The following is a 13,247-nucleotide window of genomic DNA, read 5'->3' as shown; positions in this document are numbered from 1 at the left end:
GAGCGATGCTCCTCAGTTGGCGTGGACGGTGTGGGGGTCGTGCGGAGCGGAAGGGCCTTGATCGCCTTCAGCCTTGTCCCTGCGGGATACGCCCAGACCGAGGACCACCTTGGTGATCGCCGGCAGGACGAGCAGGGTCAGGACGGTGGCGGCGATCAGGCCGCCGATCACGACCATCGCGAGCGGCTTCTGGACCTCCGCGCCGGTGCCGTGCGCAAGCGCCATCGGCACGAAGCCGATGGCAGGCACGAACCCGGTCATGACCACCGCCCGCATCTTCTCGGTCATGCCTTCGACGATGGCACGACTGAGCTCGACGCCTGCGTCGAGCCGCTCCCGGATCGCCGTCATCACGACCAGGCCGTTGAGGACCGCGACACCTGCCAGACAGATGAAGCCGACCGCGGCCGAGACCGAGAAGGAGATCCCCGTCAGCGCGAGGGTGAAGACGCCACCGGCAAGCCCCAGCGGGACCGCCAGAAACACCGACGCCGCCCGGCCGAACCCGCCCAGAGCCATGTACAGCAGGCCGAAGATTGCCGCGAAGCATAGCGGCACGACGAGCGACAGGCGCTGCGACGCGGCCCTGAGGTTCTCGAACTGGCCACCCCATTCCAGATAGGAACCGGCCGGCAGTGCCACCTTGTCGACCGCCGCGAGCGCGTCGGTCACGAAGGAGCCGACATCGCGTCCGCGAACATTGGCCTGGATCACCACGCGGCGCTTGCCGTTCTCGCGACTGATCTGGTTCAGGCCTTCGTTGAAGCGGAACGTGGCGACCGACGACAGCGGCACCGATTCGCGTGTGCCATTGGCTTCTGTCGGCAACAGCACCGGAAGGCTGGCGAGCGCGTCGAGGCTTTCGCGCGTGGCTTGTGGCACACGCACCGTCACCTCGAACCGCCGGTCGCCTTCGAACAGCATGCCGGCCTCGCGGCCGCCCATTGCCGCAGCGACGGTATCGGCGACTTCCTCTACGGTCAGGCCGTACCGGGCGATTGCCGCCCGATTGAACTGCACGTCGAGCGTCGGCGCCCCGCCGGTCTGCTCGGCCTTGACGTCCGCAGCACCCGGGACGGCCTTCAGGACCGCCACGATCCGCTGGGCGGCCGCACCCATCTTGTCGAGATCGTCGCCATAGAGCTTGATTGCGACATCGCCTCGAACGCCGGCGATCAGTTCGTTGAAGCGCAGCTGGATCGGCTGGCTGACTTCATAGCCCTGGCCAGCGACGCCTTCGATAGCCTTCTCGATGCGCGCGAGCACATCCGCCTTGCTGGTGACGCCCGCCGGCCATTGGTCCTGCGGTTTCAGGATGATGAACCCGTCGGAGATGTTTACCGGCATCGGATCGGTCGCGACTTCCGCCGTACCGGTCTTGGAGAACATCAGCTCGACTTCGGGCAGCCGCGTCACTGCCGCCTCGACGCGGCGCTGCATCGCGAGCGATTGCTCGAGACCGACCGAGGGGACGCGGATCGAGGCGATCGCGAAGTTCTTCTCGTCGAGCTGGGGAATGAACTCCTGCCCGAGCAGCGAGAAGACCGGCACGCAGGCCGCGAAGAACAGGAACCCGGCGACGATGAAGCGCCACGGCTTTGCCACCGCCTTGTCGAGCAGCGGCAGATACCCCGTCTTGGTCTTGCGGATGAGCCAGACTTCCTTCTCGCTCACCTTGCCGCGGATCAGGAGCGCGACGAGCGCCGGAACCAGGGTCAGCGAGATGATGAAGGCCGCGACGAGCGCCAGCATGATGGTGATCGCCATCGGCGAGAAGGTCTTGCCCTCGACGCCGGTGAACATGAGCAACGGTGCAAAGGCGAGCAGGATGATGGCCTGGCCGAATACGGTCGGCTTGATCATCTCCTGGCTGGCTCGCATCGTCTCCTCGAGCCGTTCTCGCAGGGTGAGGATTCGCCCTTCATGCTCCTGACGGTGCGCCAGTCGCGCCAGGCAGTTCTCGACGATGATGACCGCACCATCGACGATCAGACCGAAGTCGAGCGCGCCGAGGCTCATCAGGTTTCCGGGGACTTTGAACGCGTTCATCCCCATCGCCATCATCAGGAACGAGAAGGGAATGACGAGCACGGCGATGATTGCCGCGCGCCAATTGCCGAGCAGCAGGAACAACGCGACGGCGACGAGGATGGCGCCTTCGATGAGATTGCGCTGAACGGTCGAGACGGTCGCGTTGACGAGCTTGGAGCGATCGAGGACCGGCACGGCCTTGATGCCGGCCGGGAGGGACTTGTTGATGGCTTCGAGCTTGTCGCCCGCGGCCTTGGCGACGATGCGGCTGTTCTCGCCGATGAGCATCAGCACCGTGCCGATGACGGCCTCATGGCCGTTCTGGCTGGCAGCGCCGGTGCGCAACTCGCCACCGACCTTGACGGTGGCGACGTCCTTGACGGTGACCGGCAGGCCCCCGCGTGTTGCGACCACCGCATCGGCGATTTCGTCGATATCGCGGATGCGCGCGTCGGCGCGCACCAGGAAAGCCTCGCCGCCGCGGTTGAAGAAGTTGGCGCCGACCGACAGGTTCGACGCTTCGAGTCCCTTGGCGAGTTCCGAGAAGGAAATGCCGTAGCTCGACAGCTTGGTCGGATCGGGTTCGACGACATATTGCTTGGCGAAGCCGCCGATCGAGTCGATCCCGGCGACGCCCTGGACGGAGCGCAGCTGAGGCCGAATGATCCAGTCCTGCACGGTCCGCAGATATGCGGCGCGTGAAACGTCATCGGCCAGGCGGTCGCCCTCGGGCGTCAGGAAGCTGCCGTCGGACTGCCAGCCCGGCTGACCGTCTTTCACTGTCGCGCCCTTGCCGCCCGAATGGGTGAAGTCGACCGAATACATCAGCACTTCGCCAAGCCCGGTCGTGACCGGTCCAATCTGTGGCTGCACGCCATCCGGCAGGGTGTCGCGCGCCTGTGAGAGACGCTCGCTCACCTGCTGGCGCGCGAAGTAGAGATCGGTCGAATCGCTGAAGATCGCGGTGACTTGGCTGAACCCGTTGCGCGATAGCGAGCGGGTCGTCTCCAGGCCGGGAATGCCGGCCAGTGCGGTCTCGATCGGGAAGGTGACGCGCTTCTCGATCTCGATCGGCGAGAGCGCCCGCTCGACGGTGTTGATCTGGACCTGTCGGTTGGTGATGTCGGGCACGGCGTCGATCGGCAGCTTGCTTAGCTGCCAGGTGCCGACGCCGGCGATCACGAGGAATATGAGGACGATGGCCCACCGTGCACGCACGGAGAGCGCTATGAGGTTAGCAATCATGTCTCAATGCTCCTCCGCGCCCTTGCCGGCTTCGGCCTTGAGGACGAATGCCTGGCGGGTCGCGATCGTCTGGCCGGCGGTGAGGCCGGTCAGGATCTCGACGCGGCCCGAGCTGCGGCGGCCGGTCGTGACAGGAACCGCCTTGAAGCCGGTCGCCGTGCGGACGAAAACGACATCGCGTCCTTCCACCGACTGCACTGCCTCTTCGGGCACCACGATCGACGTGGAGATGTCGCCGCGGCTCGGACGGATGCGGACTCGCACCGCGAGGCCAGGCTGCAGGGTGCCATCGACATCGAGCACGGCAGTTGCCGCGCGCGTTTCGCCGCTCACCGAAGGGGTGACCGCGCGAACCTTCGCGTTGACGGTGCGCCCGTCAGGAAGCTCCACGATCGCGGCGTCGCCGGCCGAAAGCCGGCCGGCATCGGTCGGATTGATTGCTGCTTCCACCTGAATCAGGCGCGGATCGGCGACCCTGAACAATTCGGTTTCGGGCTGCACGAATGCGCCGAGCGTGACGGTCGAGATTGTCACCCGGCCGGAGATCGGGCTGGACACGATCACGCCGCGCCCATCGCTGGTGATGCGCGCAGCGCCTGCCGACACCTGCGCCCGACGGGCCTCAGCCTGTGCCGCGGCATAATCGGCCTCGGCGCGTTCGAGATCGACCCGCGCCGAAACCCGCTGACGAACGAGATAGCTTTCGCGCGCCAGATTCTTGCGCGCCAATTCCACTCTGGAATTTGCCACGGTTCGCTCGGCGGCGATCCCTGCTGCGTCGCGGCTTTCCACGATCGCCAAGGTCTCGCCTGCGCGCACCGGGTCGCCCAGACGCTTGAACACGCGAGTAACCGCACCGCCCGCGCGTGCCGTCACGATCGCCTCGCCATTGGGCGATGCCTTGACCGTTGCCTGCGCCACGATCTCGGCGCCGAGGCCACCCGCCTGGATGGTCTCGGTCTGAATGCCCGCGCTCTTGATCGCTTCGTCACTCATCGTGAGGCCTTCGGCCTCACCACCATGGTCTTCCTTCGCGGGCGCCGCCGCATTTTCGGTCGCCGGTGGCGGGGCATCCCCGGTCACCCGGGCGATGGTGAAGCCTGCGACGCCCGCGAGCAGTACGGCACCTGCCGCCCCCCCGAGGAGGCGCTTGTCTTTGAAATTCATTGCGTGTCTCCGGTAAGCGAAGGTGCCGGCGCCGTGAGGCGCTCGAGGCGAGCTTCGGCATCATGATAGGCTGCGAGCGCATCGATCAGCGCGGTTCGGGTCTGCAGGAGGGTGCGCTCGGCATCGATCAGGACGAGCTGGTCGAACTTGCCCTCGCCATAGCCAACCCGCGCAATACGCGCGGACTCGATCGCGGCCTCGAGCGCAGGGCCGGAGGCAAGAACCGCTGCCGCTGCATTGTCGCGGTCCGCGGTAGCGTCCGCGATTGCCGCATCGGCATCGAGGCGAATGCCCCGCCGCCGGGCGTCCGCCTGGGAGCGTTCGGCAGTTGCCTGCGACACGCTCGCGGTTCCTCGGTTGAACAGTGGCAGGGGGATCGACACCCCGACGACCATCGCCTGGCTGTTGCTGCTTTCGATCCGGCGCGTGCCGGCGCTGAGCGTCAGGTCGGGAATGCGCTGGCTTCGGGCAAGCCGGACACCAGCGTCCGCGATCGTGAAGTCCGCGCTTGCCACGGCGTAGGACAGCGTATTCTCGACATTGACCGGTGCCGTCGGCCCGTACGTGCCGGTTCGATCGAACCAGGCCTGGTCGAGATCGCCGACGATCGGCTGGCCGATCAACCTTTCAAGATTGCTCCTGGTCACCGCGACGGTGCGCTCCGCACGCTGCACTTCGGTGCGGGCGTTGACGAGTTGCACCTGGGCACGCTGCTCGTCGATCGGAGAGGTTGCGCCTACCATTACCCGGTCGGAGGCGACGCGCACCGCCTCTTCCGCGATGCGGAGTTGCTCGCGCGCGACGATCAGCCGCCGCTCGGCCGCGACTGCCACGATATACGCTTGCGTAACGCGCAAGCGGACGTCGGCAGCGGTGACTGCCGTTTCGAGGCGCGCCCGGTCGAGCCGGGCATTTGCGACGCCGACGCGCGCGCCACGCTTGCCGCCCAGTTCGAGCGGCAAGGCGAAGCCGACCGTCGTCTCTGACTCGCCGACCCCGCGATAGGGGCCGGTTCCGGCGAAATTCTCCACCTCGACCGACACCGACGGGTTGGGGCGCAGCCCGGCGACGGTCCTGCCTTGCTCGGCGGCACTGACGCCGGCTTCGGCGGCTTCTACATTGGGGGACGCCACGCCGGCGAGCGTGAGCGCTTGACTCAGTGTTGTTACCTCACGCGCCTCGACGGGCGGTGCGGTTTGCGCCTGCGCAACACTTGCGCAGGACGCCGCGGCGAGCAGCGCCGCGATGATACGATACATGATCGGGATTCTCCCTGACGTTCGCGAGATCTCCGCGCGCTACGGGCGCGGAGGGACGGCGAAGTCAGGCGATCGGAGGCCGCAAGGTGCGGTTCGGCGTGAAAGCCACCGGTGGCGCGCTAGGGGCGACGCCCGTCTTGACCAGAGTGAGCAGGACGGGGACGGCGACCGCATTGGTCACCGGTACGCCCAGGTCATGGCTGTGGCTGACATTGTGATGGTGCGGCGTGGCCTTGTCGCTGTCGCCAGGGACCTCGTCGGCATCGCCGGGCGCATGGCCCATCGCGTCGCCATCGACCACCGTCACGCACCCGACCGTCTCGGCGGCATAGGCGACCGACGACTGGAACCCGGACCACAGGGTCAGGACCAGCATCAGGCTTGCGATCGAGGCGACGAGCTTGCGCATTCGGCGGCGCCATAGCGCAAGAGTTGCTGCCGTGGAAGAGCATTCGGTGAAATACTGAGCGATGGGCAGAAATTTACCACGAAGAGCAAATTGAAACACGGTGGCTCGGTTGATGTTATCCTGTCACTAAGAAGTGATACATCATTTTAAGCGCGTAAATCGTGGGAAGATCACTGTGCATAAGCATTTACACTTTAATCGGGTCGAAAACTTCCTGATAATGGAAGTATACAATGCTATTGGCGGGCGGCGAGTCGTGTTGCTGGGCCGGGTTATTGTTGGTGGCAGCGCTTGCTGAATCGGTACGTGGCCACGCGCGGATTCGGAGCATCGGCACGGGCCCGCGAGTCGCGGGCGATGGCATTCGCATGGCTCCAGGCATGGATTTGGCAGCCGGGATCGGTGCGGCTGCTCGCCGGGACTTTCTAACCTTGCGCTAGGCTACGACGGCTTCAACTAGCTGTTGCGCCCGCCGAATTTCGTCACTCTCTAGTCGACCCTGTCGCCGGAGCAACGTCGCCCCGGCTCGAAGCCAGGGTGCCGAAAAGTGACCGCAACGCCAGCCCGATCGGAAGCCTCGCGCCGGGGTGCGCGCATGCTGCGGACAGCGCTCGGCTCCGCGATCGCCGTCTGGCTGGACGATCCCGAAATCGTTGAGGTCATGCTCAACCCCGACGGCCGGCTATGGGTCGACCGGCTTGGCACGGGACTCGCCGACACCGGCGAAACCGTGTCCGCTGCCGACGGCGAACGGATCATCCGCCTCGTCGCCCATCATGTCGGCGCGGAAGTCCATGCGCGCTCCCCTCGGGTATCGGCCGAGCTTCCTGAATCGGGAGAGCGCTTCGAAGGCTTGCTGCCTCCGGTGGTCACGGCGCCGGCCTTCGCGATCCGCAAGCCTGCGGTCGCGGTCTTCACGCTCGACGATTATGTCGGCTCTGGGATCATCTCGCCCGCGCAATGCGCGTCCCTTCGAGCCGCAGTTGTCGGCCGCGAGAACATCCTGGTCGCCGGGGGCACCGGCACCGGCAAGACCACACTCACAAATGCTCTGCTCGCCGAAATCGCCGGATCCAGCGACCGCATCGTCATCATCGAGGACACGCGCGAGCTGCAGTGTACCGCGCCGAATCTCGTCGCGATGCGGACGAAGGAAGGCATTGCGACACTCTCGGACCTTGTGCGCTCGTCGCTGCGCCTCCGACCTGACCGCATCCCGATCGGCGAGGTCCGCGGCGCCGAGGCGCTCGACCTCCTCAAGGCATGGGGCACCGGGCACCCCGGCGGCATCGGGACGATTCATGCCGGCACCGCGCTGGGCGCTCTGCGCCGCCTCGAGCAGCTGATTCAGGAAGCCGTCACCACTGTGCCTCGCCCGCTGATCGCCGAGACCATCGGCCTGATCGCGGTGCTGGTCCGCGATGGCGCCGGTCGCCGTCTCGCCGAACTTGCCCGCGTCGAAGGCCTCGATGCCTCCGGCGAATACCGCCTTCACTTCCTGACCAACGGAGAGTCCGCATGAACATCTCGCTTTCCGCTGCCCGCACCCGCGCGGCGGCTTTCACCACCTGTGCACTGGTCGCGCTTACTGCCGGCCCAGCCCAAGCCTCGGGATCGTCGATGCCCTGGGAGAGTCCGCTCCAGTCGATCCTCGAGAGCATCGAGGGGCCGGTCGCCAAGATCATCGCCGTGATCATCATCATCGTGACCGGGCTGACGCTGGCGTTCGGCGAGACTTCGGGCGGGTTTCGCCGCCTCATTCAGATCGTGTTCGGGCTGTCGATTGCCTTCGCCGCCAGCTCCTTTTTCCTCAGCTTCTTCAGCTTCGGCGGCGGGGCGCTGATCTGATGGAAACCCTCGATCCCGGCGCGGCAATTCCCGGCTATACCGCACCCGTTCACCGTGCGCTGACAGAGCAGATCCTGCTCGGCGGCGCGCCGCGCTCGGTCGCGATCGTCAACGGCACGCTTGCCGGCGCGGTCGGCCTGGGCCTGCGCCTCTGGCTGGTCGGACTGCTCATCTGGGCGGTCGGCCACGCCGCCGCCGTCTGGGCTGCGCGCCGGGATCCCCAGTTCCTCGAAGTCGGGCGGCGCCACATGCGCTACCCCGCCTTCCTGCGCGCGTGAGGCGGAGATGATGTTTCTCCGCGAATATCGTGCGCGCGGCGCGACCCTTGCCGATTTCCTGCCCTGGGCCGCGCTGATCGCACCAGGCGTCGTGCTCAACAAGGATGGGTCCTTCCAGCGCACCGCTGCGATCCGCGGTCCCGATCTGGATTCGGCGACCCCCTCGGAACTCGTCGCCACCGCCGGACGGCTCAACAGTGCCTTGCGTCGGCTCGGTTCCGGCTGGGCAATCTTCGTCGAGGCGCAACGCGTGCCCGCCCGGGACTATCCGCAGGACGCGTTTCCCGACCCGGCATCTGCGCTGGTCGAACGCGAACGCCGCGAGCAGTTTGCGGAGGAAGGCGCGCATTTCGAAAGCGCCTATTTCCTGACGCTGCAATGGATGCCGCCCGCCGAGGACGCCGCGCGCGCCGAAGGCTGGCTCTACGAGGGACGCGCGCGAAGTGGCGTCGATCCAAACGAGCTGCTCGCCAATTTCGTCGATCGCAGCGCGCGGCTGCTGCAGCTGCTCGAAGGTTTCCTGCCCGACACCGGCTGGCTCGATGACGGCGCGACGCTGACCTACCTGCACTCGACGATATCGACCAAGCGCCAGCGGGTCCGCGTACCCGAGACGCCGATGTATCTGGACGCGATCCTCGCGGACGAGCCTTTGATCGGCGGCCTCGAACCGCGCCTGGGCAGCCAGCATTTGCGGACCCTGACTGTCACCGGCTTTCCAAGCGCGACCTTTCCGGGGCTGCTGGACGATCTCAACCGGCTGGCCTTCCCGTACCGCTGGGTCACCCGCGCGATCACGCTCGACAAGACCGACGCGACCAAGCTGCTCGGCCGCATCCGCCGCCAGTGGTTCGCCAAGCGAAAGTCGATTGCGGCGATCCTGAAGGAGGTGATGACCAACGAGGCGTCGGTGCTGGTCGACAGCGATGCATCGAACAAGGCGGCCGATGCCGACCTCGCCCTCCAGGAGCTGGGTAGCGACATTGTCGGCCAGGCCTATGTCACCGCCACGGTCAGCGTCTGGGACAGTGATCCCGGTCTCGCGGCCGAGAAGCTCCGCTTGGTCGAGAAAGTCGTGCAGGGGCGCGACTTCACCGTAATCGCCGAAGGCATGAACGCAGTCGAAGCGTGGCTTGGAAGCTTGCCCGGCCATGTTTACGCGAACGTCCGCCAGCCGCCGATCTCGACGCTCAACCTCGCGCATATGGTGCCGCTCTCAGCGGTCTGGGCTGGCCCTGAGCGCGACGACCATTTCGACGCGGCGCCGCTCTTTTTCGCGCGCACCGAAGGTTCGACGCCGTTCCGCTTCTCGCTCCATGTTGGCGATGTCGGCCACACGCTGATCGTCGGCCCGACCGGTGCGGGCAAGTCAGTGCTGCTGGCCCTGATGGCGATGCAGTTCCGCAGATACGAGAATGCGCAGATTTTCGCGTTCGATTTCGGCGGGTCGATCCGCGCCGCCGCGCTGGCGATGGGCGGCGACTGGCAGGATCTCGGGCATGCGCCGCAGGACGAGACTGCGGACGGCGTCCGGCTCCAGCCGCTCGCCCGGATAGACGATATGGCCGAGCGCAGCTGGGCCGCCGAGTGGCTTGCCGCGATCTTCGCCGCGGAAGGATTGCCGCTCGACCCGCAGGCCAAGGAGCATCTCTGGGCCGCGTTGAACTCGCTGGCCTCCGCGCCGGCGGCCGAGCGGACCCTGACTGGTCTTGCGGTGCTGCTCCAGTCGCAGCAGCTCAAGCAGGCGCTCGGACCTTACTGCATTGGCGGGCCGCATGGCCAGCTGCTCGATGCCGAGTCTGAGCATCTCGGCGAGGCGCGCGTACAGGCCTTCGAGACCGAGGGCCTGGTCGGGAGTGCTGCGGCGCCTGCCGTGCTTTCCTACTTGTTCCACCGCATCGAGGCCCATCTCACCGGCGCGCCGACGATGATCATCATCGACGAAGGCTGGCTCGTTCTCGACAGCCCGGCCTTTGCAAGCCAGCTGCGCGAATGGCTCAAGACGCTGCGCAAGAAGAATGCGAGCGTCGTATTCGCGACCCAGAGCCTCGCCGACATTGAAACCTCGGCGATCGCCCCGGCGATCGTCGAAAGCTGCCCGACCCGCATCTTCCTCCCCAACGAGCGGGCGTTTGAGCCGCAGATTGCCGCCATCTATCGGCGCTTCGGTCTGAACGATCGCCAGATCGAGATCCTCGCCCGGGCCACCCCCAAGCGCGACTATTACTGTCAGTCGCGCCGCGGCAACCGCCTGTTCGATCTTGGATTGGGCGAGGTCGCGCTCGCCTTCGCGGCCGCTTCGTCGCGCACCGACCAGCGCCGCATCGCCGAACTTCTCGAAGCCCATGGCCGCGCCGGCTTCGCCGCCGCGTGGCTGCGCGCCCGCGGTCTCGATTGGGCCGCGGATCTTCTCCCCCTCACTGCCCAGGAGTAATTGCCATGCGTATCTCGTCGCTTCGCCGCCTCGCGCTGTCCACCGGGACTGCGATGCTGCTCTGCTTCGCCGCAGCCCCCGCCCACGCCCAGTTCGGCGGGGTCGTCTACGACCCGACCAACTATTCGCAGAACGTGCTTACCGCAGCCCGCACGCTCGAACAGATCAACAACCAGATCAAATCGCTCCAGAACGAAGCGGAGTCGCTGATCAACGACGCCAAGAACCTTGCGTCGCTGCCTACCTCCGCGCTGGCCGAACTCCAGTCGCAGGTCCGCCAGACGCAGCAGCTGCTCGGGAACGCTCAGCGCATCGCCTATTCGGTCCAGTCGATCGACCGGGCCTTCACGAGCCGGTACCGTGGCACGCCCGTGTCGGCGACCGACAAGGCGCTGGTCGACAATGCCCGCGCCCGCTGGGAAGACACGGTCGCCGGCTTCGAGGATGCGCTGAAGGTCCAAGCCGGCGTCGTCGGCAACATCGAGGGCGCGCGCGACGCGATGGACCGGATCGTCGGCTCCAGCCAGTCGGCATCGGGCGCGCTCCAGGCTGCACAGGCCGGCAACCAGCTTCTCGCGCTCCAGGCCCGCCAGCTCGCCGACTTGACTGCGGTCGTCGCCGCGCAAGGACGCGCCCAGGCGCTCGAAGCGTCGCAGCGTGCCGCCGCGCAGGATCAGGCCCGCGAGCAGCTGCGCCGATTCCTGGCGCCCGGGACCGGCTACCAGCCGACCGCGGTTCAGATCTTTCACCGCTAAAGGCCGGTGCGGTGAACGTCCGGCTTCCGGCTCGCATCGGCGCCTTTGCGTGCCTTGGCGTCGCTGTCGCAATGGGCCTGCTCGCCCTGCGCGAGGAGCCGAAGCCGGCATCCCCACCCGCCATGCTCTCGACCGACCTGCCCACAGACCCGCTCCAGGCAAAGCTCAGGAGCTGCCAGTTGGCCGGGCAGGCGGCGGGCTCGGACCCGGGCTGCCTCGCAGCCTGGGCCGAGAACCGCCAGCGGTTCCTCGGGCAGCGGCGAATGCGGCCGGCCGAGCCCGACCCGAGCGATGCGCCGGGCAAGTCCTCCGAATCGGCGATCGGCGCGAACGACGCGACCGCCACCTTCCAACAGGAGCAATGACATGGGCGGCACAGGCGTCGTCGACCGGTTTCTGGAGGTCTTCACCTCCTATATCGATTCAGGGTTCGGCCTGCTCCAGGGCGAAGTCGCCTTCCTCGCGACGACGCTGATCGTCATCGACGTAACGCTCGCGGCGCTTTTCTGGACCTTCGGCGAGGGTGACGACATCATCGCCCGGCTCGTCAAGAAGACGCTCTTTGTCGGCATCTTCGCCTACATCATCGGCAACTGGAACATGCTCGCGAGGATCGTCTTCGAGAGCTTCGCCGGCCTTGGCCTCAAAGCCTCCGGTACGGGGTTCACGACCGCCGAGCTGCTCCAACCGGGGCGCGTCGCCCAGGTTGGGCTCGATGCCGGCCGGCCGATCCTCGACTCGATCTCCGGGCTGATGGGCTACATCAGCTTCTTCGAGAACTTCATTCAGATCGTCGTCCTGCTGTTCGCCTGGGTGATCGTCCTGCTCGCCTTCTTCGTGCTCGCGGTGCAGCTCTTCATTACGCTCATCGAATTCAAGCTGACGGTATTGTGCGGCTTCGTGCTGATTCCGTTCGGACTGTTCGGCAAGACCGCCTTCATGGCCGAGCGGGTGCTCGGCAACGTGGTGTCGTCGGGCATCAAGGTCCTGGTCCTTGCGGTCATCATCGGCATCGGCTCGACGCTCTTTTCCGAATTCACCAACGCCATCGGCAACGCCCAGCCGACGATTGAGGACGCGATGGCGATCGTGCTCGGCGCGCTCTGCCTGCTGGGCCTGGGCATTTTCGGACCCGGCATTGCCAGCGGCATCGTCTCGGGCGGTCCCCAGCTGGGCGCAGGCGCAGCAGCCGGCACCGCACTTGCCGCAGGCGGCGTGGTCGCGGCAGGCGCCGCCGCCGGTGGCGCAGCGCTGGGCGCCGCAGGCGGCGCGCTGGCGGGTGCGGGCCGCACGGTCAGCACGGCAGCCAGCGCCTATCGCGCGGGTGCCGAAGGCAAGTCGGGCATCGCCGGTGTCGCATCCGGGCTCGGCAATGTCGGCCGCACAGCCGCCAACAGCGCCATGTCGCCGCTTCGCCGCGCTTCCGGCGGCGGCACTGGCGGATCGGGCGGCGGCAGCGGTGCCCCGGTTTCGGGCAGCGCCGCGGCACCATCGCCCGCACCGGCACCGGCCGAACGCGATTCGGGTGGCGCCCCCAAACCTCAGACCGGCGCCGGCCCGGTCGAGCGCGACAGCGGCGGAGTTCCGATGCCCCAGAGCGAAGCGACGCCCACGGCTGCTGCCACGGGGCAGGCCGAGGAAACCCCATCCACGCCGCCACCCGCAGCGGACACGCCGCGCAGCGAGCCTCCCGCCTGGGCCAAATCGATGCGTCGCCACCAGGCGATCGTCCACGGCGCCAACGTTGCAACCCACACGCTGCGAGGCGGCGACAGCCGCGGCCCCGGGGCCTCCGTCAGCGTCACCGACAAGGAGTAAATC

At 67.0% G+C, this 13,247-nt stretch carries 11 protein-coding genes; 7 read left to right on the top strand and 4 right to left on the bottom strand.

Annotated features, from left to right (window positions below; all coding sequences use genetic code 11):
* Positions 1-12 precede the first annotated feature (12 nt).
* The 4 genes from HHL13_RS13305 to HHL13_RS13290 form a co-directional block, all read right to left on the bottom strand.
* Positions 13-3,276 (bottom strand): CusA/CzcA family heavy metal efflux RND transporter, encoded by a 3,264-nt coding sequence (locus HHL13_RS13305; protein ID WP_169556121.1) that lies wholly within the window; start codon positions 3,274-3,276, stop codon positions 13-15.
* A gap of 3 nt (positions 3,277-3,279) precedes the next feature.
* Positions 3,280-4,443 (bottom strand): efflux RND transporter periplasmic adaptor subunit, encoded by a 1,164-nt coding sequence (locus HHL13_RS13300; RefSeq protein ID WP_169556120.1) that lies wholly within the window; start codon positions 4,441-4,443, stop codon positions 3,280-3,282.
* Positions 4,440-5,702, bottom strand: a complete 1,263-nt coding sequence (locus HHL13_RS13295) for a TolC family protein (protein ID WP_169556119.1) — start codon at positions 5,700-5,702, stop codon at positions 4,440-4,442. The genes HHL13_RS13300 and HHL13_RS13295 overlap by 4 nt, the downstream gene beginning before the upstream one ends.
* 64 nt (positions 5,703-5,766) lie before the next feature.
* The gene (locus HHL13_RS13290; protein ID WP_169556118.1) at positions 5,767-6,111 is read right to left on the bottom strand and encodes a hypothetical protein; all 345 of its coding nucleotides are present in this window, start codon (positions 6,109-6,111) and stop codon (positions 5,767-5,769) included.
* A 547-nt stretch (positions 6,112-6,658) separates the two neighbouring features.
* On the opposite strand from HHL13_RS13290, the gene trbB reads away from it, so the two are divergent.
* From trbB to trbL, 7 genes are read left to right on the top strand one after another with little or no spacing between them, the layout of a single operon-like run.
* On the top strand, positions 6,659-7,633 hold the full coding sequence (gene trbB, locus HHL13_RS13285) for a P-type conjugative transfer ATPase TrbB (RefSeq protein WP_169556117.1): 975 nt from the start codon (positions 6,659-6,661) through the stop codon (positions 7,631-7,633).
* Entirely contained in the window at positions 7,630-7,959 is a 330-nt protein-coding gene (locus HHL13_RS13280) for a TrbC/VirB2 family protein (RefSeq protein ID WP_169556116.1), read from the top strand. The genes trbB and HHL13_RS13280 overlap by 4 nt, the downstream gene beginning before the upstream one ends.
* Entirely contained in the window at positions 7,959-8,237 is a 279-nt protein-coding gene (locus HHL13_RS13275) for a VirB3 family type IV secretion system protein (protein WP_169556115.1), read from the top strand. The genes HHL13_RS13280 and HHL13_RS13275 overlap by 1 nt, the downstream gene beginning before the upstream one ends.
* Before the next feature lie 7 nt (positions 8,238-8,244).
* Positions 8,245-10,671 (top strand): conjugal transfer protein TrbE, encoded by a 2,427-nt coding sequence (gene trbE, locus HHL13_RS13270; RefSeq protein WP_169556114.1) that lies wholly within the window; start codon positions 8,245-8,247, stop codon positions 10,669-10,671.
* Between the two features lie 5 nt (positions 10,672-10,676).
* Positions 10,677-11,426: a P-type conjugative transfer protein TrbJ gene (trbJ, locus tag HHL13_RS13265; RefSeq protein ID WP_169556113.1), complete on the top strand. Its 750-nt coding sequence runs from the start codon at positions 10,677-10,679 to the stop codon at positions 11,424-11,426.
* A gap of 11 nt (positions 11,427-11,437) precedes the next feature.
* On the top strand, positions 11,438-11,791 hold the full coding sequence (gene trbK-alt / locus HHL13_RS13260) for a putative entry exclusion protein TrbK-alt (RefSeq protein ID WP_206376919.1): 354 nt from the start codon (positions 11,438-11,440) through the stop codon (positions 11,789-11,791).
* A 1-nt stretch (position 11,792) separates the two neighbouring features.
* Positions 11,793-13,244, top strand: a complete 1,452-nt coding sequence (gene trbL, locus HHL13_RS13255) for a P-type conjugative transfer protein TrbL (RefSeq protein WP_169556111.1) — start codon at positions 11,793-11,795, stop codon at positions 13,242-13,244.
* Positions 13,245-13,247 lie beyond the last annotated feature (3 nt).

Origin of the sequence: Sphingomonas sp. G-3-2-10, from assembly GCF_012927115.1 — a bacterium.
Classification (GTDB): Bacteria; Pseudomonadota; Alphaproteobacteria; order Sphingomonadales; family Sphingomonadaceae; genus Sphingomonas.
Note: the sequence above shows the minus strand (reverse complement) of the source record. Positions and strands in the feature narration are given on the sequence as shown.

Excerpts from the sequence above, each read along its gene's own strand:
- trbJ (WP_169556113.1), top strand. The coding sequence starts at position 10,677 with ATGCGTATCTCGTCGCTTCGCCGCCTCGCGCTGTCCACCGGGACTGCG.
- trbL (WP_169556111.1), top strand. The coding sequence starts at position 11,793 with ATGGGCGGCACAGGCGTCGTCGACCGGTTTCTGGAGGTCTTCACCTCC.
- HHL13_RS13275 (WP_169556115.1), top strand. The coding sequence starts at position 7,959 with ATGGAAACCCTCGATCCCGGCGCGGCAATTCCCGGCTATACCGCACCC.
- HHL13_RS13290 (WP_169556118.1), bottom strand. The coding sequence starts at position 6,111 with ATGCGCAAGCTCGTCGCCTCGATCGCAAGCCTGATGCTGGTCCTGACC.
- HHL13_RS13300 (WP_169556120.1), bottom strand. The coding sequence starts at position 4,443 with ATGAATTTCAAAGACAAGCGCCTCCTCGGGGGGGCGGCAGGTGCCGTA.
- trbE (WP_169556114.1), top strand. The coding sequence starts at position 8,245 with ATGATGTTTCTCCGCGAATATCGTGCGCGCGGCGCGACCCTTGCCGAT.
- HHL13_RS13305 (WP_169556121.1), bottom strand. The coding sequence starts at position 3,276 with ATGATTGCTAACCTCATAGCGCTCTCCGTGCGTGCACGGTGGGCCATC.
- HHL13_RS13280 (WP_169556116.1), top strand. The coding sequence starts at position 7,630 with ATGAACATCTCGCTTTCCGCTGCCCGCACCCGCGCGGCGGCTTTCACC.
- HHL13_RS13295 (WP_169556119.1), bottom strand. The coding sequence starts at position 5,702 with ATGTATCGTATCATCGCGGCGCTGCTCGCCGCGGCGTCCTGCGCAAGT.